This is a genomic window from Vibrio sp. D3, assembly GCF_043995865.1.
Taxonomy (GTDB): domain Bacteria; phylum Pseudomonadota; class Gammaproteobacteria; order Enterobacterales; family Vibrionaceae; genus Vibrio; species Vibrio diabolicus.
In genome coordinates, this window is the sequence record NZ_CP171887.1 from 677,043 (window position 1) to 697,687 (window position 20,645).

The window sequence follows — 20,645 nt, forward strand, 5'->3', positions numbered from 1 at the left end:
ATTTGGCCTGGTTTTTTAAGTCATTGATTGCTGTTTCTATCTGTAGTCTCAACAGCATTGCGTTTTTGATCTAAGTCCATTAGTCATCATGTCAATATGGTTTGTTGCTTATTTTATATTACGAGTCAGGTGATGAGAATCTAAGATACGACTAAATAATAGAGAAATAAAGGTAATAAAATGTTTGTAAGACAAGAGCAGTTAGCTAAAGAGATCGGGGTAAGCGTAAGTACTTTGTGGCGTTGGCGTAGAGAAGGAAAAATGCCGCCCGTCGTAGCACTTAGTTCTAGAGTGGTGGGCTGGCAGAGAAAAGACATTGAGCGCTGGCTAGAAGAACAAAAATAGATGCGACTTGTTACTGCGAGAACAGTGTTCTCGCTTAGCCCTCGTAAATATAAGTATGTCATTGTTTATATGATTAATAACACGAATAAAAAATGCTCTTGCAGGAACCTTGTTCTTGCTTTGTCTATCTCAGGGATCCAATTTCTGCTCGAATCTTCATTAGTTGAACGGAGAACAATGTTCTCCGAAATGACGAAAGGCAGAGTCAGGTATTATCCGATTAGTGTCTGGGTATATCAGACAAAGGCTGATAGCTTTCAAACGCTTTTGCTAGAACACTGTTCTCGCTCACATCATCAAAAACTGAAGTTTGGTTATTTAATTAATAAATAAATAAAAAATGCTCTTGCTAGAACTATGTTCTAACTGCTTGTAATCCCAATAAATAAATACATGATTTACCTCTTTGTATTAGACCTGGTAATTGTGCTTTAATTCACTTTGATGCTTATTGGGAGGGGTTATGGCTCGGAAGAATGATGGAATTATTTGGCATTTGATGGATGCGCCGTGGTGGGTGAGTATCTTTTTCTCAGCAGGCATTTATGTTGGTTTATCTTTCCTATTGCCAGGATTAGCGGCTCGCAGTGATAACTTCATCTTCAATGCCATTGGGCCGAATCTTCCGCAAATGGCACCGTATTTTGCTTTTTTGTTTTTAATTCCAGCTCCAATTTCGTTCTTTAAGCAGTATCAGCGAAAGCATAATTATCTTGCGACGACATCTCAAATCAGAGCACACAAAAACACGACTCCGCTTAATTCCCTCAGTTGGATTGAATTTGAAAGCTACATTGGCGAGTACTTTAAACAGCAAGGCTACGACGTTAAACAATCTTTCTCAAAGCAGGGAGATGGAGGGGTTGATATTTGGTTAACTAAAGACGGTGAGTTGAGTCTCATACAATGTAAGCACTGGAAAGCTAGAAAAGTCGGAGTTCAAGTCTTAAGAGAAATGTATGGTGTGATGATCGACAATCGTGCTAGCAAAATGATCATCGTAACATCGGGAGGTTTTACTTCTGAAGCCATCGCTTTTGCTCAAGAGAAGCGCCTGTGGTTGGTTAATGGTAGCGAGCTAGTCCACATGATTGAAGATGGACGCAGCTTTATGAATAAGCCAGTCATTGCAGAGCCTACACCCGATCCTCATTCCAAGGTTTGCCCAAACTGCCAGTCTAGCCTTGTGATCCGTGTTGCTAAAAAAGGTCGTAATGCGGGTAAAAGTTTCTATGGTTGCTCTACGTATCCTAAATGTCGCTACACTTGCGACTGTTGAATGTGAGTGAGGGTTCAAGCAGTCTAACCGTATAGAAGGGTGTTCTCAGAACATAAAAGTTAACCTTTTGAGCCTAATTTCCAACTGAAAATGCTATTGCGAGAACATTGTTCTCGCTCAAATCATCAAAAACTAAAGTTTGCTCATTTCATTGATAGATAAAAAGCCCTCTCAGTGCAGAACTCTCTGGTGAAAAATGTGTTACCCATTATCTTTCATAAGTGGGTTTGTCAGAACCAATGGGGTAATGAACGTAAGCTCTGAAACACTTTTGCCCCAAACTGCGCTAGAGCAAGTATTCTTAACATTTCTACTGGCTTACCTTTGACTGAACTAATCTTATGCATTTAATATCATTGAATGCACATATCGACATGTTGATGACTTTGGAGAGTAATTTGAAGCAATTTTTGGTTAATAGACAATGCTACTTAGATGAGTTCACCGATCTAGAGAAGATTGAATACCTCCAAAATATGCTTATTTCAAGGGCTACGGGAGGTGATGATAACAGCCAAGGTGATTACAAAATTCTACGAGACTATGTTATCAACCATTCAACCTTAAAAACCTTATGTCCTTCGTTTATAAAAACGAATAGAAGCCTCGACCAGTTTTGGGGATTCATACAACCAAAGTTTGAAACCTACAAAGAGCGAAGACAGTACATATATGGGCAGTTTGTTGCTAGTTTAGATTTTCTAGAAGGGAAGCAAGCTCACCCAGCAAATCAGTCAATTGATGAAGTACTGAGTCAGTTCAGTGAAGACAGTATTCATAGAGCATGGCAGAAAGCACTTGAGCGTAAATCTCACGATCCAGATGGTGCTATAACTATGGCCCGAAGTATCATAGAGTCGGTATGTAAGCACATTCTTCATGATAGGGGGGTGATGTTTGATGAAAGTCGCATTGATCTTTCTGATTTATATAAATCCACCGCTAAAGAGTTGAACATGTCTCCTGAACAGCATTCAGAGCAAGTATTCAAGCAAATACTTGGTGGTTGCTCTGGTGTTGTGAATGGTCTAGGCACATTGAGAAACAAACATGGCGATGCGCACGGCGACAAGCCTAAATCAGCGAAACCCAAAAAACGACATGCAGAATTAGCTGTAAATCTCGCAGGCGCAATGGCTTTGTTCTTAGTCGAGACACATTTGGAGTCACACAACCCCGTACTAACTGTAGATTTCTGATCCTTGGACTACAAGAAGGGCTGACAAACATCAGTTAGACCTTGCTTCGTAGTTTTTACCCCATTTGAGGCCTCAGTCATTGTACAATTAGTTAGGAAGGGTGGAAGCGTTGCTAACCACTTATCACGCATTAGCCATGATGGGGGAATCAGTGTAGATGGGCAGTATGAAAGAATTTTTAGATGTTCTGAATAAAGCAAAGAATGTTAGGCTAAATTTAGCAATATTCTTGGTTGTAACTGGCTTACTCTGGCTCGAAAGGACTCAACAAGTTCAATTCGAAATATTATCTAAAACATTGCTTCAAAGCTTGTTCTTCTTAACTGTTATTCGTTTAGTCTATGCACTGATTTCATTGGCTTTTGATTGTTTAGAGCGTTGGAGAACAACTCAGAAAGCCAAAGAGGAACAAGCTCAAAAGGAAAAGCATGAACAAATTGAAAGGCAAAGAAATCGAGAGAAATTACGCCTAGCATTTAATGAGCTAGATGTTCACCAGTTACACATCATCCAAGAATTGAAGCGACAAAATCATGTGTCTGTTCGCAAGGGCGCTCCCCTGTTTACCTTAAAGAACGCGAAAATTATCTATACTCCAGCCGTGGGTGATAGATATGAATCGGCAGCATTAACAACGTTGGCTAAAAGTATATTAGAGGAAGAGCTTTGGTCTAATTTCGAGCAACTAAAGCGTGATGCTTTGGTTAGGTTCTTTACTGGGATGCAACCGAAAGACGTTGAGCATTTCCTTGATTTCTTGAAAAAAGAGTCTATCTGCACTAAAAGATACAATCGTTCAAACGGTAGCCAATACTATGATAATGAGCGAGTATTTTCTGCATTTTCAAAAACAATCGTATTTACTCAACCTCAACGTAACTACACATACAGTTTAGACCCTATAGCAAAAGAGGTAGTATTCTCACTATTTGGCGAGGAGTCGGTTGAAGATTGTGGCTAACACATATGAGGCTCCTCTGCCGTCAATCGTTACTCACGGTGGTTTGCAATACCTTACCTAATCCGTCAATAGCTAATTTAGTAAAATCAATGACTCGTTTCTGGCCAGAACCTTCACAATTGGCACTCCGTAGCACAGAAGTGCCCCATTCAAAGTTAGAATTAGGGATCATGCTTGTATCGAATATCTGTTTTGCAATAATTATTTTTAATGATGCTGTTGATTTCAATTCAGCCTTTCACTTTTTATGTCATTGATTTTATGGAAAATAAAAATCAATCAAGAAATAGATATCTATTATGTTCATATAGTGTATAGTGTCAGAAGCTCAAACGATGAGCTATTAGTAAAATATTTAGTTCAAGATCTTCTCAGTTTTTATTCGATTAAATTCGTCATATTTATCCTGCGATACCTTTTTCTTCATTCCTTATTTAGTAGCTTTCTTTTTAACTTAATCAATGTATCGAGATATATTATGTCAAATAAATCAACAGGCTTAGTAAAATGGTTTAATGAATCCAAAGGTTTTGGATTTATCACTCCTGATAACGGCGGTTCTGACCTATTTGTTCACTTCAAATCAATTGTTAGTGATGGCTTCAAAACATTATCTGAAGGCCAAAAGGTTTCTTTTGTTGTTGAACAAGGTAACAAAGGTCCTCAAGCGGATAATGTTACGTTAGTGTAAGATATTTATAAAAAGTCTCTTCTGTCGAGGAGACTTTTTTACTTTATTTTTTAATAAAGATTCTGAACGTTCGAAATACGAATAAAATAAATTTTGGGATCGATAAGATAAGAAGCAATATGAGAAAACCAGTAAGAAAATCAAGCAAGAAAACACAGAAAAACAACTTCGAAGAACGATTCGCTGCGATGGTAAAAGAATATCAAGAAGCGAAAGAAATTCTCGACTCTATGACTGAAAGTTCATCAGAATATTTAGCACAGAAAAAAGCATGCGATAAACTTTTTGCAAACGCGGAACGATACATTAATAAGAGATAATGAATTGAAATGGCTTTATTCTAATCTGAATAAAATCATCTTTCATAGCATCAATAGGATGATATATGAGTAAGTCACCTAAACCGACACAAAAGCAGAAGCAATTTAGTATTAATCAGAAAGGGATTAAACGAATACCAGAAGAGTTGAAAAAAATGGGTGTTCGCAAACGCATAGAAGAGATTGAAGAACAAAAAAAGTGGGATAAAGAGTGGGGACTATGAGTTCACGAAACCTCTCTGAGCTTATCAATACGACACTCCTCTTACATTCCGAAAAGCTGAGCAACTTGGACCGAGACATGCTGACAGGTTTACGAGATCAACTTAATCGTGAGCAAACCTTGTCAGACAAACAATCCAAACTGTGTCAAAGGCTACTACGAAAAACGAATCATGATTGCTAACCAACGTCAGTCTTCACAGCTATCTACCCAGCTATCATCAAGCGTTATTCGACTTAGCATCTGATCCATTAAATCTCTAATCTTAATTAGTATTGCACCCTCTGGCGCATGATGCTCAGCTGAGCGCTTGGCGTTCGTTAGACTTTTCATGAAGATAGTTTCGCTATCCATCACGGTGTGTTTTAGGTCGGCATGGTCCTATTCCTTTTGAGGAGACGTAGTGGTGTGATGCTTTCAATATGGCATTGTTTCACGCTTAAACGTTCGAACTGACTTGGTTTCTGCCTAAAAGCTGGACTAGGCAAGCAACTGATTATCAAGGAGTATGGACGGCAAAAAACCATCATAGAATGGTTATTACCTCATCTCACAAACCTGAGCACTACGAGTATGTTTCATCGCTCCTACAGTTTAAGCAACTTAACGTTCCACTTGTCATAATATGATGTGTGCCCCAGATATTTCGTTGTTGCTATTCCCAAAGCTCATCTGTTGAAGAGCATAGTCTTTCTATGAGCAACCTTGTACAAACCTTACATTCAATATAATAAAATTTTTTTAGTGTATGATTCGCACTTTTTTAACTTAAACCAGATCTTCTTTCTACCGTGATTTTTCAAAGTAGTTCCTCCAAAACAACACCAGTCTCACCATTAGCAATCCTTTGGAGAAGGCTATTCATCTTTATTTTTTTATGTATTGATGTTTCTTTATTTTGAATAGATTTGTTTTTATTATTTCTATTCTCATTATTAAATATTTGATTAGACATATTATGCCCCTTTATAAAAAATTATAATTAAGGTGCACTGAACATAAGTATTTTTAGGATAGGTAATTAAGGAGATTACAGAGAGAAACTTGCTAGGGATTACGCTGGAAAACTATCTTTATATTTTATCTTGAAACAAATCTTTGTCAGAGCAACTACCTCGCCAGGCGTATGACGAGGCAGTGTAAATTCAATTGTAAGACTAAATAGTCGTTACATTTTCTGCTTGAAGGCCTTTAGGACCTTTACCTACAGTAAAGGAAACCTGCTCGCCTTCAATAAGCTTCTTAAAACCATCGCCTAAAATGCTTCTGAAATGAACAAATAAATCATCGCCATTTTCTTGAGAAATAAAACCAAAACCTTTAGTTTCGTTAAACCACTTTACTGTACCAATTACTTGATTAGACATATTATGCCCCTTATAAAATTAAAATTAAGGTGCACTGAACATAGGTATTATTTTAGGATAGAGCATTAAGGAGATTACAGAGAGAAACTTGCTAGGGATGACGCTGGAAAACTTTCTTTATATTTTATCTTGAAACAACTCTGTGTCAGAGCAAAGACCACTATACAGATTAATTAAAAAAAATATACCTTTATTTCAAATTAATTTTTATATCATCTATTCAAACGCATTTTATCACAAAGGGTTCATCTTGATTCCGACGTTTTGCAGTTGGGAACATTAAGCAATAAATCAATACTGCCAAACGGCCTTTTTTGAGAGAGACTTGCTTGCGGCTGCCAAACTCGCCTTTGTCCAACGGCTTGCTGACGGGGTAGATCATCGTAACGCAGAACTGTCGAGTAGACGACACCTGTTACCAAGTGTCGTCCCTCTAAGAACCCAGCGTGCAACTTTCACCGCACTAGGCTCAAGCCTTCACGAAGGCACCGATTGGCACCCAGCAACTTATAAAGCAGTGAGAGCAGGCTCATGCCAAGAGTTACGACATTGCCTCTTTGACTTTCTCTTTGCCAAGTATTCTTGGTATTGAGGGTCAAAAGGTGTAGCGGCACTCCTGATTTTCACATGTCTCTCTATTGGCACCTTGGCTATTTGAAACAGATTGAACTGACAATCCATATCCATGATCTTCTGCCAACCGTGAAATTGCCATTGACCTTGACGGTTGATGAAGTATTTAAGCGCGATCCAAGTTCTGGATTTTGTTGGATGGCGTCTTTTAGCCCAATGCCATAACGTATGGAATAGCTTGTGACCTACATATCCGAATACCTGTTTAGCCACGCAGTGCCGATAGTAATTCGACCAGCCCCTGAGTTTCGGATTTATCAACTTGATTAAATCGTTAACAGGGATGGTTGCGTGCTTTTTGATGAGTTCGCGCAAGTTGCTCAAGAACAGTAGTGTGTTGGATTTGCTCGGTTTAATGAGCAATTTCCCTTTGTACTTCCTATGATTAAAACCTAGGAAATCAAAACCACGGCTGATATGGGTAATGTGCGTTTTCTCTTCGGAGAGTGTTAAGCCTCTTTCTGCTAAGAAATCAGCAATCAACGGTTTGATATCGTTCTCCAGCACTTCCTTTGAAGCACAGGTGACGACGAAATCGTCGGCGTATCCAATAAAGTTGGCTCTAGCTCCCTTTTTGAGTGCGGTAGACTTTATGCGTTGCTCAAGTCCTGCAAGAGTCATTAGCATCAAGGTCGGAGATATGACCCCGCCTTGTGGTGTCCCCTCGTCAGTACGGTAGAACAGCCCTTTGTCCACAAAACCAGACTTTAACCATTGTCCCAACATGCGTTTATCTACGGCAATATTATTCATAAGCCATTGATGCCCGATCTTGTCGAAACAGGCTTTGATATCTCCCTCAAGAACCCATTGAGCTGATTTCTTTAATGCCAGACACTTGAAGCACTGTGCGACTGCATCGGCAGTGCTGCGGTTTGGTCTAAATCCATAGCTGTTAGGGTCGGCAAGTGTTTCTGATACTGGCTCCAGAGCAAGAAGATGAAGCGCTTGCTGCGCTCTATCGACCATGCAGGGGATACCCAGTGGTCTGAGCTTGCCGTTTTTCTTGGGGATGTAGATACGCTTGAGCGGTTTGGCTTGATAAGCTTTTCTGCTCAATTGATTAACTGCTTTCATACGGCGCGTATCTGTGTTCCAGATAACGCCGTCTATTCCAGGCGTTTTACTGCCTTTGTTTTGTGATACTCGCTTAACAGCAAGAAGTTTTGCCGAGCGCGAGTGAGTCAGTATCCACTGCAACGCTTTCGCTTTGCCGTGTTTACCTTCTCGTGTTGCCTTTGCAATACGCATCTGAAGCTTTAAAACACGCGCTTCTACCGCTTTCCAGTTTATGGATTGCCATTGAGCACTGTCAGGAGAGGCACTAATCTCTTTTGAAATCATCATTTGCGTTTCTCCTTGAATAAAGTTCTTCAAATTCTCTTGCAACGGAAGACCAGTCGGAAGTCAGCTCACTTTCGTGATCAGATATGAATCTGTATCTGCATCGTTACAATGCAGCGTTCGCTTTTTCCAACATCCTCTACCTGCATCACTATCGGCCACAAAGGCTTTCCCCAAAGGGAGTGATACAGGCTTACCGTGTTCCGTATGTCGCGCAATGTCAGGGTAGATGCCCGCTATGGTGCGGAGAGTTCAATGATCACGAAAGAGCATGGGGCAATCTCTTTCCGACTCTCACGCCTTTTGGCTACAGCGTGTTAACCACTTCCGCTGTTTCATCACATAACGCACCTTGAGCGGATTCACTTATGTTCATCATGCTGACTACCTAGCACTCACCCGATTTATGTGGTTATCAGGAGGATCGTCTTCTCACGATTTCAATCCCGATTGGTAAATACCAACCTTCGTTACATTGTCAGACTCGCTACTTTATTCAGAGTCCTAGGTTCATCTGGTGATACAGATGGTCCACTCGTTGAGCGGTGAACAGCGCTTCATACGACCTCACGTCGCACGCCCCATAGTGAGTCAGAGAGAAATCGAATCTCATTTTAAGTATAGCTATATGACTTACTTTCACTTATGTCAGCTTAGCTCTTTGCCTCTTCATGAATTGCTAGCCAGTATTTGCAACTACCACTCACTAACTTATTGACTAATATCGACTAAAACAGGAGTTGTTGTTACACTGGAGTAAATTTAGATAGCTCGCTGGAGAACACATGAAAGACTATATGAATCAACTCGATCAAGAGACTAGAAAGGTAGATTTTGATTCATTTGATATCTCTGTTAAAGAGTTGATTTCTATGGCGAATGAATCAATTATCAACATTGCTCCTGAGTATCAAAGGCAATTTCGTTGGCCCGAGGAAAACCAGTCTAAACTTGTAGAATCTGTTTTATTGGGAATACCTATTCCTAATCTGTTCATGGCTGCAAATAGAGATGGATCTTGGGAGTTAATTGATGGTGTACAAAGGCTTAACTCATTGATTCATTTTTGTGGAACCCCTGAGCAAATAGAAAGTTTTGGGCTGGATAAGCCTCTTAGACTTAAGGGACTGGATATCCTTTCCGAGTTCAATGGGGCAACGTTTGATGATCTGCCTCATTCACTTCGTTTGAAGTTCAGTTTACGCCCACTTAAGGTAACAACATTAAGCGATAAGAGTGATCTGAAAGTACGATTCGACCTCTTTGAGAGATTGAATACTGGTGGAATCAAACTAACTCCTCAAGAAATTCGAGCTTGTGTATTTAGGGGGCAATTTAATGATTTTATTGTTGAACTTGCAAAAAATGATGATTTTAACAAAGTTGTTAATGTGTCATCAACTAAAGCAAAAGACGGTACTAAAGAAGAGCTTGTTTTGAAGTTTTTGGCTTACAAAACTAAACGTGATGGCTTTAAGCACAGTGTAGAAACGTTTCTAAATGACTTTATGGCTGAATCGTCAGTACATTTTAATTACAAGAAGTATCGAGAGTTGTTTGAAAAAACATTCGAGTCACTAAGAACTGTCTTACCTGAAGGAATTAAGCGCGGAAATAAAGGAAGTACACCACAAGTACTTTTTGAAGCAATTTCTATTGGGGCTGCTGATGCTATTGAGGCTGGTGTTGATATTACTGGCTCAGATGTAGCTAACTGGATTGATGATGAAGAGTTACGCCGTTTGACTACAGGAGCCACAAACTCAGGGCCTCGATTACGCGAAAGAATTGAATATTGTCGAGTTAGGTTTGTAGATAATGTTTAATGATATTGACTCTGGTGTTATGCATCGCTTGAGACAACTAGATTCAATACTAGAGTATTTGTCAGATGAGACACTGACAGAAGATACTAAAAATTCAGACTTCTATCGTGCTCAGAAAGGCTTGGTATTTGTTGCAATGTATGCAGCACTTGAGTTTGCAATTACGCAATCAGTTACACGGACATTAGAAATTATTGAGCAAGAGGAAGCGCCAGCTAATCGTTTTAAAAGTACGGTATTATGCTCACTGTTTGATTCTTATTTTAAGGCACTTCGAGAGTGTGGTGCCTCAAAAGTGTGGGAGAATCGTCATAAACTTGTTCTTGCAGTAACAGGTGATACTGAAGTAACTAATGTTGACAGTTCTGTTTTTCCATCAGGTGGCTCAATGAATATTTCCATCAAACAGTTAGAGAACGTGTGGACATTTTTTGATTTAGATAGCTCACCACTGCCTGAAGGCGTACAACACTTTGTCTTAACGGAAGTGAAAGATCACCGTAACGCAATAGCTCATGGTAGGGAGACTGCAATTACTATAGGGCGTAGGTTTAACGTTACGCAGCTAGATAGCAAAGCAGACAGTATAAAGCATTTATGTCTTCACATTACTTCTTCGTTTGCCTCTTATTGCGCAGACAAACGATATTTTATTGCTGACCGTGTGGCATAAAAAAATAACAGCCAACGCTATCAATACTGAACTTCTATTGGAACAGCTTTGCCATTATCAATAGTTATTCATGACTTACTTATGCTTGATTTTTCGTAACTCACTTCTGTCCAAAAGTGAGTCAGTGGTTTTTGGGAGTGCCAGCATCTGCCTACTCGTGATTCGTCATAATTAAGTGTGTGTTTCTGCCAACCCTCTTCAAATCTCGAATGGCAGTCTCTTTACTAGCAATCCGCAGGGGCCGATCTGAAGTTATTGTATTGCTGATAATGTCAATATCATCACGTTTAGTATGTGTGAACTCGATAACGCCGTAAGGGGTCCTAAACTCTCCTTTGCGTCCTGTTGTCATGATCGTAATTCTATCAATCATCACTTGTGAAATGACACTGTATTCTGAGAGTGCCGATTCTAGAGAGATGTAATTGTACTCTCCTCGTCGCAAGCATTTAGCAATGTATTCAATGGTATAACCGCCCTTATGACGACTGTATGAGAATACATAAACACCGTTACACGTTCGCTCTATTACTCCTGCTTTTACTAAACGTGGCAGGCTTTGTTGGAATGCTGTAAGTGAATCATCAAAAAATAACCTTCTGAGATCACTCTTCCGATAAACATGTATGCCTTGCTTGTCAAACCTATGCAGGCGCTCCAATGCAGTCTTAATCTTCACTTCAATACTCATAAGTAGTCATAAAAAGTAAGTATGGCATATATTTTTGTTCACTTGTGATTGAAGTTAAAGCATCGATAGTCGTTGATACCGTAGTGATGCCTAGCTTGTTTTTCTCGGTTAGGATCCTAACTCGTAATCTATGATGATGAATATGATTCTTTAAGGAGGGGAATAGCAGCACTAATAGCCCAGAATCCGATCTTTTTCGTTTTGGGTAGGAGTTTAACTAATTACTATCTCTCTTATTTAATAATTAAAAAAACAAACGATTTATATTTAATAATTAAATGTTAAAGTAATTTTTAAAATAATGTTTAAAGGTCCTTTACAAAGAGAATATTACTTGATAAATATAATGGTCATTGAAATTGTATATATATCAAGAGGGTTGTCGATATGTCTCAAGTTCTGGTTTATTCTAAACGTAATCGTAAAATGAGTTATCTATCCGTAAGAGAAAAACGTAAAACTAAGCTTAATGATTTTAAAGTGGTTTATAATGAAATTTCAGATGAGGAAGCATTACGTAGAGCGAATTCTATTAATTTAGATGAAAAGAACAGTGTTCCACAAGTTAGTTCAAAAAGACAATCTATTAAAGAAAAGAAAGAATGTCGAGTTCCTGGTTTATATGGTTGTAACCGTTACAAGTCAAGAAAAAATGAGATATTCAACGTGTTCTAACGTTGTTCTTTTTTGCACAACTCTAAAGCCAGTGGACTTGTATCAGGCAAGTTATAAAAGCCTTGGGAATTCCGTAATTAAAGATGTTGGCAAGATAATTTGCCAAGATTGGCAATCAATGTGCCACTGCTGGCATTGAAAGTGCCAGCAGTGGCAGAAGAATTATTGTAATAAATTAAGCTGACGTTAGCTTAATCTTCACTTTTTTAAAATCTAACGTTATATTAGAATTATAACTTTATAATAGTTATAACCGTTATAATAGTTATAACATGAGAAAATAATAAAATAAAGTTTATTTTCTTATGTTGGATTTTAATGTCAAAGTTTTTTTATACTGAATTTTTTAATTATATATAAATAACTTTAGAGTAATGATATTTACCTATGCGTATTAATTTATTTACTCGATTTTTATGAAGGCAAAGGTGGTTTGCCAAAGTTATTGACTCAACTAGTCAACTTTAGCGGGATGTAAACATTCCTTTAGTATCAACAAACATCCGTTTTCTGACACCAGAAGGGAGTGAGCTGTTTGCAGTCTCATAAAATAGGGTTTGGATTTTTATGATACCCAACTGATTGATGATACTAGTTGTGATACCCAAAAGGAGAGTATTGTGGAGACTATGGGACGGACATTCGCTTATTGTCGTGTATCGACTAGCGAACAAACTGTGTCAAATCAGATCTTAGCTATCAGAAATGCTGGCTACGATGTTCAAGAACACCGAATTGTACATGAAACAGTTTCTGGTAGTGTGCCTGCAACTGAACGACGTGAGTTCAAAATGTTGATTGAGCATAAACTAGAGCCAGGGGACAAACTAGTTGTATTAAAGCTAGATCGACTTGGAAGAGATAACATCGATGTTCAGCATACGATCAGTATGCTGTTAGAGAAGGGCGTTACACCAATTTCTCTGGATCTGCCAACCGCTGATCTAAGCTCAGCGGAAGGACGATTGATGCTGCAAATGTTCTCAGCATTTGCTGAATTTGAGCGAAACCGAATTCGAGAGCGAACGTTGGAAGGGCAGGCTAGGGCTAAATCTGAGGGTAAGCGGATTGGCCGACCAGAAGCTATCAGTACAACTCAAAAAGTTCAAGAATGTAGATCAAGGGGACTGAGCCAATCTAAAACAGCTCATGCTCTAGGCATCTCCGTCCCCACGGTCAAGCGACATTGGAACAAGAGGTTAACTGAAAGTATTCAATGAAGAACAATGTTCCATGACAATGTAAGATTGAGTTCTGCCAGAAGTCATTACTCGTTAAGAGGTTAACGATATTGCAAGAACCTTGTTCTTGCTTAGCTTATCGAATAATACCAAGTTCTCTCGCCGACATTCAGTAGAAGTCTTATCTTTTGCTAGCTTTGAATAAGCTGCTAATTGATGCATGATAACCATATCGAGAGTGAATTGCTCTTTACTCGGAACAATGTTCTTATCCCAATCTTAAAATAGTAAAGATTGGGTATTTGATTAATCAATAAAAAACTGTGTGGAAGAACAATGTTCCGAATGATAAGTAGGAGGTTCTTCCTTTTAATAAGCTAGGCTTCCAGACTTAATCATTAAAACTAAAGAGATAATCTTCTAAAAATAGAATTAATTTAAAATTCTGAGAACAGTATTACAATTAATAATAAAAAGGCCGAGATAAACTCGACCTTTTTATCCAACGCTTAACCGCCAGTTGGCGCGGAAGTGTAACCATCTATTAGCGGATAAAATAGTGATACATTTACTTGTATTAAAACTAATTTTTCTTTAAGCCACCAGTGAGGTGGAAGAAATTACTTTTACTGTTAAAGATGAAGTAATATTAGTTTAAATATATCTTTAAGCCACTTTCTAGATAGAAGCTCTGCTTCTTGCTACGAGATTTAATATATTAGATTGTTTTTTCTTAATCAAGAGTTTTTTCAACTTGACTAAAAAGTTTTTTATGTATAATAAAAACTTGTTTAATTGGGTAATTAGTAATTAATATGTTTATACCATGAGTCTATTTAGGCTAAATCCGTATTAGGACAAGATTCTGTTCCTCTCATGTTTTTATAAGTTCTACAATAGGGTTATTCTCAAATCAGAACAGTTTTCTCTTAGTTGGAAGTCACTATGAAATGGGCTAGTGCACTGACTGTTGATACTGCGAGAACACTGTTCTCGCTCAAGTCATCAAAAACTAAAGATTGAGCATTCGATTAACACATAAAAATGCAAGGAATATAACGGTATTCTGCTTAGGTATACTTATGATTTTGCTCACCTCTCTCCACGGTCGTCATGAAATAGAAACTCCTTTAACCTATGTTAAGCAAGTGTTTACAATGTATAACACCTGCCTAACGATGATACTCCGAGAACGTTGTTCTGTTTTTTGATAGGAACCTTTATCTACTTGGTGTGTTGCTGGTTGTGGATAGATCAACAAACTCAATCTAATACTAGTGACTTAGTTTTATCGATAAACTCTTCAAGTGATAAAATTTCATTCCGTATATCTTTATGAAAACTCGAATGGATGGGACGTGGGACAACAAGTTTTACGTTTGAATCTTTCATTTCTTTAAATTGGTTCTTAGAAACGCCCTCTTGTAGAGTAAATAGATAGACATCATTGATTCTATCGGCTTCATTTAGAACTTGTCTCCATCTATCTTTACATGTGGTTTTTACGGCCAGCATGCGAAGTTTATCTGATGGATATGATAAATCATGGTAAGCGTTTGCTGAAGGAAATAGGAAGTCAGGCTTTTTATTGTTTTCGGTTTTTGCTTGTGTTTCGAACTCTGTCAATCCATTTTCTAAAAAAATGTGCTCTAAGTGTAATTCTAGCGACTTCCCTGATCTAGACTTTCTACGATTACTAATTGAGTTTGCTAAAGCTATAAAGTCATCGACACTAGTGAATCCCGACTTGATCAATTCAAGCACATGGACTTCTTCAATTTTTTTAAATAGTGAGTATTCTGCTTCCCTTCTAAGGAGTAGTTTTTTATCAGAGGTATCAGCTTTAATATCAAACACCTGAGTTAAGTAATTTATTATTTCTGTTCCGCTAGGGAACTTAATGTTCCATTCTTCTGGTATTGGATAGTCTTTCGATTTCCAGTCATAGCTCACAGTACTCCCTGATATTACTTTATTAGCATCGGTGAATATAGAAAGCCCAGGGAGTAATTCTCCTGTTAATGTTTCTATAAAATTCTCTTCTTCTAAACTTCTACATACCCATACATCGATCAACTTAGAATCACAATCTTCATTTTTACAGAACGCAAGCACTACAATAGCACCTGTGTTTTCATGGTCTTGTAGAGGTGATTTAGAGCCTCCCCATGAAGTGATTCTCATCTCATTACGTGTCCCATCAAAAAACTTATTATTGTAATAGATAGCTCTTACTTGCTTTTCTAAGAAGTCATGTGAGCTAGTTTTTGCTGTCAGATAAAGAGATGGATTTTTTGTATCAATTCTATTAATGGATGGGAACAGAAACGTCATGTAACCTTTGGGTATGTAGACACCTACTTGATGTGCTCCTGATGCACCTGTGTCATTTGCTGAAAGCCTCTTAATGTAAAAATACCAGTCATCAGAGCTTTTTGACCGAAGCCAAGTTTTTATATCATTCATAGTCATAACTTACTTTTTGTTTAATTTTATTTTAAATCAGATGGTTACATTTTGGCCTTTAAAGTTTTTTATTTTAGTACACTTACAACTGTATAAAAACACAACCTCCTGGTACAATGGGTCAAACATGTACCAGAAGTGAGCACAAACCTCCCATGCTTGATAACGTTATCAGACTTGGCGATGAGCTTTATGAGAAGCTACATCGAGAAGACAAGGATGTTAGTTCAAGATTAATCAAACTCTTAATAGAGATCTACGATCAAAAGAACTTAGCTCGTAAATTGAACGAACTTGGATTTAAAACAGATAGGAAAGCGCTTAGTAACTGGAAGAAAGATCCTGATAAGCATCCACTATTGTTATCTGAAAAAGAGAGAGCATATATCTCTAAGAAACTGCTACCGCCTAAACCAAAGCATTGGGACAATCCCAAGTTTACCTTTGTTGATCTTTTTGCTGGAATCGGTGGATTGAGAAAAGGGTTTGAACAGGTTGGTGGGAAGTGTGTATTTACCTCTGAGTGGGATGATAAAGCAAGAAAGACGTATCTAGCCAATCACTATGTAGGTGAGAGTGAACTCCCATACTTTATTGATAGTGAAGACGAGAACCCTGATAAAAATCAGAAATATATGGACATAACCAACATAACACTAAGTGCTGACAAAATGGCTACGGAAGAAGAGAAAATTTCTCATATTCGCAAGCACATTCCTGCACATGATGTGTTACTTGCAGGTTTTCCTTGTCAACCTTTTTCAATAGCTGGAGTTTCAAAAAAGAATTCTATGGGACGTTCCCATGGATTCGATTGTGATACTCAAGGAACACTGTTCTTTGATGTAGAAAAAGTACTAGAAGCTAGAAAGCCAAAGTTCTTCGTTTTAGAGAATGTAAAGAACTTAAAAAGTCATGATAAAGGTAATACTTTTGCAGTAATTGTCAGAGCTTTGGATAAGCTTGGATATTGGATTGCTGACATCACTAATGAAGGAGATGATATAGAGGCTGCCATAGAGAGGGTTCGTAAAAGGAAAAAAGAACCTGTAATTATAGATGGCGCTGACTTTCTCCCTCAGCATAGAGAAAGGGTTGTTCTGGTTGGGTTTAGAAAAGATTTAGATTTAACTTATGATCAATTTTCTCTGGTTAACTTACCTAAACCGCAAAAGCGTTTAACTCTGCGGGATGTTTTATGCGAGTTATCACCTGAAGAGTTAGATCGTTATACACTTACTCCAAATTTATGGAATTATTTGTATAACTATGCTCTTAAACATCAAACTCAAGGCAATGGTTTTGGTTTTGGTTTAGTTGATCCTAATGATGAAAGCGCAGTAACGCGTACTTTATCTGCGCGTTACCATAAAGATGGCTCTGAGATACTTATAAACCATAATGGTTTGGAAACCAGTTATTTAGAAAGCAGAAAAGCAGAGTGTATCCAAAAAATACAAGAAAGACATGCATATGTCGATAAGAAGGTAACTGAGTATTTACAGAGTGAACCTAAAGCAACAAATGCAAAGTTGTCTGAACTGAGAAAAGAAGCTGAGTCAGAGTATAACGAAAGATTTGGGCGTTATGTTAGCTATGATTCGTTTAACCCAGAATATCGCACACCTAGACGCCTTTCTCCTAAAGAGTGTGCAAGGTTAATGGGGTTTGAGAAGCCAGAAGAGCTGCGCTGTGAAGGCGATGTGGATTTCAATATTGTATGTGCAGATACTAGTGCTTACAAGCAGTTTGGCAACTCGGTAGTTGTTCCTGTCTTTACAGCTGTTGCTGAACTATTAGTTCCATTCATTATGCAAGAAAAGGAATCTAATCCAGAAGAGCGTACTGAAAGTAAGCTTGCCATATAACTTCTATTGTTAGTCCAATTGGCAGCATATATATGCTGCCAATTCTCAATTCTTTAGCTTTCACTGTCTCTAAAGCCGTCTAGTTTTGCGTAGTTAGATGTTCTTTGGGAAAGAGATAGCTTCGCTTTATTTGTTGTTCCGCTAAATCTACCGATTTCAAAACCCAGAGACTTCATGAGTTGTCCAAAATACAGCATCTTTTTATTTGTCGTGCTGTTTTTGTTGAGTGATCGGGGGATATGAGTATCTTTGTGCAGTGTCCAATTGACTAAGTCCCGACTCTCGATCATCAGATTAATAAACCCTAAAACCTGCTCCCTATGGACCATGATAGAAGGAGATTGAGAATTAAACTGATGTCCGTTGAACAGACTCTCACTGATTAAATTCGCCAAGCGGCGATATTTTGAGTGTGTGCTGTTATCTTCGTTCGGCGCTGGAACAGAAAATAGCTTGTCGAAGAGCTTTCTGTTCTTAGAAAACAGGAAATGAAACTCGACATCTTCTTTCGTGACTTCAGTCAGCTGATAGTAGCTTTTGATTGTATGCTTCGAGATGGCTGCGTTGTCACTAGCTGTGCGCTTATCTGCCTTCATAAGCCGTTTGATATCATGCTGGTTTAAATCGACAGCTTGCATAATGGCGTTGACTAACGCCTCTCTGTAAGCTTTTAAATAGTGCTTGTTCGTTTTAGACCCACAGCTCTGTGAGTACACAGAGGATGGCAGCGAATCTACATGAAAGCCGAGTTCCTTCAATGTGATCCATAGATGTAGTCCCAGAGGTACGGTGAACTGTGATTTCACGTTACCGAATGCAATCTCTAGGTTGTCTGTGGGCGCTGAGTGAATATTCGCATTGTAGACTCTTGCTCTTGTCGGGCGGCAGAAGAAGTCTTGACGGGCATCTACGGTGAACCAAATCTCCTTTGCTTTACGGAATCGACGTGCGAAGTTAACTAGTTCAAATGGATTTAGTGTTTTGTCACAGAATACGACAACTCTATTGGCAAAGTTTTTGACGATTGAGAAGCCTGACCCTAGACAGGGAGAAGCGATAATCGCTTTGTATTTGGAGATTTCTTCATTCGGGTTAGCCAGAAAAGCACGTTGTGCGTCCATTCCTTTATTCTCCCCGTGAATGACTAGCACACCGTCGTTTAGAGCCGCAGTCTCACAATCTAAACCTTGCTTGTCCTCATAACCAAGTTGTTTAACAACTCCTCGAAGCGTCACTAGTGAGTCAAAAAGAAACACCTTGTCGTCCAATAATTTGGATTTGAGATCACCCTGACTGTAAAGGTACTGATTTTTATCTGTGATAACTGCTTCAATTCCCAGATATGGGTTTTTGTCGCAGTGGATTAAAGTCACGTCACCTCGTAAATCTTTCAAGAAGCCTAAACTAATATCGGAAAGATCAGCATCACCCACAATGACTTGTGGAATGGAGCGAATAATCTCAGACAAGCAATGAAAAACGCGTTGTTTAGGCATTTGTAGTGAATGCTCCGAGCACACGACAGTTGAAATTACTTTCTCAAACTCATCAATAATCAAGGTATCGGCATTGTGGCAATATGCTTGGATATGTGCTTTCCACACACTATTGACGACTAATCCCATCGCTTTCGACTGTTCAAGCTGAGTTAAGTTTTGAGTGGTATAGCTGACCGCATGATTTTGAATGCAGTATTGTTCTACTAAAGCCATCAGATGAGAAAGGTATACCACGGATTTATTGTTTTGCTCAGCTAGCTGAGTAATAGGTCCAAAGACGTGTTTCGTTTTACCAGTCCCTGTTGCAGATTTAATTGCAAGGGTTCGCTCATTGGTTAACGCTTTACACACTTCTGGACAGTCGAGAGTTGAAGTACGGATTGTTTTCGTAGGCGTTCTAAGCTTCATAAAATCTTGAACTGAGGAATGGTGGTGGTGTAGCTGTAGTTCAAGGCAATCTAGGACTTTGCTTAAGAAATTGTTGTCTTTGTGAAGATAGAAACGATAAGTTCTCAAGCATGATTCAGCATCGGAACAGATCAGAGGAATTGTACGGACTAATTTTTTCGCTAGCCAGTCAATGATTTCGTCACCCTGCATGCCGCAACTCGTCAACTGATAACAAAGAGATAGATACTGCACTGTGTCGTTGTAGTCTTTCAGTCTGTAGAGCTGCTTTGACGCTAAATCATAAAGGTCACACATAGCGTGGCGATAATTAATCATCATGAAATCTACAGCTTGAGCGGGGAGCTTTTTTGAATCAATGATTAACTTGATGTTATTGAAGCCAGCATCACGGTAATAGCGGATAACTTCAGCCAGGTTGTTTTTGTCGTTGCGAACAGCAACGACCCTGTACTTGTCATGATCGAAGCTTAGAGACTCGCCGCTAAGAATAGCGACCGAGCAGGATTCTGTTGAACGAACCAGTGTATGTTCTGAGGCTTGAGATTGCGCGATAACGTTCATTTATTCTTATTCCTAGTAGAACGTAAAAGTGCAAAGTTTCTAAGTAATATATATAACTAAAGAACTCTGCACTTTTACCAGCATGCTAAAGCATGCAGTAAACAATTGATTTATTTGTGCTTAGTGAGAGTTTTTAGTTATGCGGCTAGTGCATAGAGACTGTTGTCGAAAAGAGACTGTCTTTGCTCAACAAGATGAGAAACGGTTTGCTGTAGATCTTTGCCCAATGCCATGGCTGCGATAATTGCATCGACTTCATGAGATAAGAAACCAACAGAGTTTGCACCAAGTGGAATTGAAGGTGGGAATGTTCCATCATTGATTTTGCGATGGAGAGTCGCTCTTGAGAATGGAACGCGCTGTAGAACGTCAGATTTACGTACGATTTTTAGAAGAGGAGTTGTATTTACAGACATAACGATAACCTACATT

General features: G+C 38.6%; 19 protein-coding genes. 12 read left to right on the forward strand and 7 right to left on the reverse strand.

Going from position 1 to position 20,645, the window contains the following annotated elements; genetic code table 11:
• Nucleotides 1-180 precede the first annotated feature (180 nt).
• The 7 genes from ACHFJ9_RS11145 (at nucleotide 181) to ACHFJ9_RS11175 (ending at nucleotide 5,019) form a co-directional block, all read left to right on the forward strand.
• Nucleotides 181-345 carry an AlpA family transcriptional regulator gene (locus tag ACHFJ9_RS11145; protein ID WP_080728395.1) on the forward strand — a complete coding sequence of 55 codons (165 nt, stop codon included), beginning with the start codon at nucleotides 181-183 and terminating at the stop codon, nucleotides 343-345.
• A 463-nt stretch (nucleotides 346-808) separates the two neighbouring features.
• Nucleotides 809-1,624 carry a restriction endonuclease gene (locus tag ACHFJ9_RS11150; protein WP_159408103.1) on the forward strand — a complete coding sequence of 272 codons (816 nt, stop codon included), beginning with the start codon at nucleotides 809-811 and terminating at the stop codon, nucleotides 1,622-1,624.
• Nucleotides 1,625-2,022: 398 nt separating this feature from the next.
• The gene (locus ACHFJ9_RS11155; RefSeq protein WP_197972204.1) at nucleotides 2,023-2,823 is read left to right on the forward strand and encodes an abortive infection family protein; all 801 of its coding nucleotides are present in this window, start codon (nucleotides 2,023-2,025) and stop codon (nucleotides 2,821-2,823) included.
• A 166-nt stretch (nucleotides 2,824-2,989) separates the two neighbouring features.
• Entirely contained in the window at nucleotides 2,990-3,784 is a 795-nt protein-coding gene (locus ACHFJ9_RS11160; RefSeq protein WP_159408102.1) for a hypothetical protein, read from the forward strand.
• A gap of 478 nt (nucleotides 3,785-4,262) precedes the next feature.
• A complete protein-coding gene (locus tag ACHFJ9_RS11165; protein WP_005380667.1) occupies nucleotides 4,263-4,475 on the forward strand; it encodes a cold-shock protein in 213 nt (70 codons plus the stop codon).
• 119 nt (nucleotides 4,476-4,594) lie between these two features.
• The gene (locus ACHFJ9_RS11170) at nucleotides 4,595-4,795 is read left to right on the forward strand and encodes a hypothetical protein (RefSeq protein WP_020196715.1); all 201 of its coding nucleotides are present in this window, start codon (nucleotides 4,595-4,597) and stop codon (nucleotides 4,793-4,795) included.
• Between the two features lie 65 nt (nucleotides 4,796-4,860).
• A complete protein-coding gene (locus ACHFJ9_RS11175; RefSeq protein ID WP_185215332.1) occupies nucleotides 4,861-5,019 on the forward strand; it encodes a hypothetical protein in 159 nt (52 codons plus the stop codon).
• Between the two features lie 798 nt (nucleotides 5,020-5,817).
• On the opposite strand, the gene ACHFJ9_RS11180 is transcribed toward ACHFJ9_RS11175, so the two are convergent.
• The 3 genes from ACHFJ9_RS11180 to ltrA form a co-directional block, all read right to left on the reverse strand.
• Nucleotides 5,818-5,973 carry a hypothetical protein gene (locus ACHFJ9_RS11180; RefSeq protein WP_020196713.1) on the reverse strand — a complete coding sequence of 52 codons (156 nt, stop codon included), beginning with the start codon at nucleotides 5,971-5,973 and terminating at the stop codon, nucleotides 5,818-5,820.
• 202 nt (nucleotides 5,974-6,175) lie between these two features.
• Entirely contained in the window at nucleotides 6,176-6,385 is a 210-nt protein-coding gene (locus ACHFJ9_RS11185; RefSeq protein ID WP_005380677.1) for a cold-shock protein, read from the reverse strand.
• Between the two features lie 507 nt (nucleotides 6,386-6,892).
• Nucleotides 6,893-8,365 (reverse strand): group II intron reverse transcriptase/maturase, encoded by a 1,473-nt coding sequence (ltrA, locus tag ACHFJ9_RS11190; RefSeq protein ID WP_005395181.1) that lies wholly within the window; start codon nucleotides 8,363-8,365, stop codon nucleotides 6,893-6,895.
• Between the two features lie 782 nt (nucleotides 8,366-9,147).
• Here ltrA and ACHFJ9_RS11195 point away from each other — a divergent pair.
• Together ACHFJ9_RS11195 and ACHFJ9_RS11200 are read left to right on the forward strand one after the other, a co-directional pair.
• Nucleotides 9,148-10,188: a DUF262 domain-containing protein gene (locus tag ACHFJ9_RS11195; protein ID WP_039547831.1), complete on the forward strand. Its 1,041-nt coding sequence runs from the start codon at nucleotides 9,148-9,150 to the stop codon at nucleotides 10,186-10,188.
• Entirely contained in the window at nucleotides 10,181-10,861 is a 681-nt protein-coding gene (locus ACHFJ9_RS11200) for an MAE_28990/MAE_18760 family HEPN-like nuclease (protein ID WP_039547832.1), read from the forward strand. The genes ACHFJ9_RS11195 and ACHFJ9_RS11200 overlap by 8 nt, the downstream gene beginning before the upstream one ends.
• 151 nt (nucleotides 10,862-11,012) lie before the next feature.
• On the opposite strand, the gene abiEi is transcribed toward ACHFJ9_RS11200, so the two are convergent.
• Nucleotides 11,013-11,552 (reverse strand): type IV toxin-antitoxin system AbiEi family antitoxin, encoded by a 540-nt coding sequence (gene abiEi, locus ACHFJ9_RS11205; RefSeq protein WP_159408101.1) that lies wholly within the window; start codon nucleotides 11,550-11,552, stop codon nucleotides 11,013-11,015.
• Nucleotides 11,553-11,939: 387 nt separating this feature from the next.
• Between abiEi and ACHFJ9_RS11210 the strand changes: the two genes are divergently transcribed.
• Nucleotides 11,940-12,227 carry a hypothetical protein gene (locus ACHFJ9_RS11210; protein WP_159408100.1) on the forward strand — a complete coding sequence of 96 codons (288 nt, stop codon included), beginning with the start codon at nucleotides 11,940-11,942 and terminating at the stop codon, nucleotides 12,225-12,227.
• A gap of 629 nt (nucleotides 12,228-12,856) precedes the next feature.
• A complete protein-coding gene (locus ACHFJ9_RS11215) occupies nucleotides 12,857-13,447 on the forward strand; it encodes a recombinase family protein (RefSeq protein WP_159408099.1) in 591 nt (196 codons plus the stop codon).
• Nucleotides 13,448-14,671: 1,224 nt separating this feature from the next.
• Here the strand turns inward: ACHFJ9_RS11215 and ACHFJ9_RS11220 are convergent.
• Nucleotides 14,672-15,880 carry a type II restriction endonuclease gene (locus tag ACHFJ9_RS11220; protein ID WP_243357280.1) on the reverse strand — a complete coding sequence of 403 codons (1,209 nt, stop codon included), beginning with the start codon at nucleotides 15,878-15,880 and terminating at the stop codon, nucleotides 14,672-14,674.
• A gap of 149 nt (nucleotides 15,881-16,029) precedes the next feature.
• On the opposite strand from ACHFJ9_RS11220, the gene dcm reads away from it, so the two are divergent.
• The gene (gene dcm, locus ACHFJ9_RS11225) at nucleotides 16,030-17,742 is read left to right on the forward strand and encodes a DNA (cytosine-5-)-methyltransferase (protein WP_159408098.1); all 1,713 of its coding nucleotides are present in this window, start codon (nucleotides 16,030-16,032) and stop codon (nucleotides 17,740-17,742) included.
• A 53-nt stretch (nucleotides 17,743-17,795) separates the two neighbouring features.
• Here dcm and ACHFJ9_RS11230 read toward each other — a convergent pair whose 3' ends face one another.
• Together ACHFJ9_RS11230 and ACHFJ9_RS11235 are read right to left on the reverse strand one after the other, a co-directional pair.
• Nucleotides 17,796-20,213 carry a DEAD/DEAH box helicase gene (locus ACHFJ9_RS11230; protein WP_159408097.1) on the reverse strand — a complete coding sequence of 806 codons (2,418 nt, stop codon included), beginning with the start codon at nucleotides 20,211-20,213 and terminating at the stop codon, nucleotides 17,796-17,798.
• Between the two features lie 137 nt (nucleotides 20,214-20,350).
• The gene (locus tag ACHFJ9_RS11235) at nucleotides 20,351-20,629 is read right to left on the reverse strand and encodes a helix-turn-helix transcriptional regulator (protein ID WP_000115789.1); all 279 of its coding nucleotides are present in this window, start codon (nucleotides 20,627-20,629) and stop codon (nucleotides 20,351-20,353) included.
• Nucleotides 20,630-20,645: the final 16 nt, after the last annotated feature.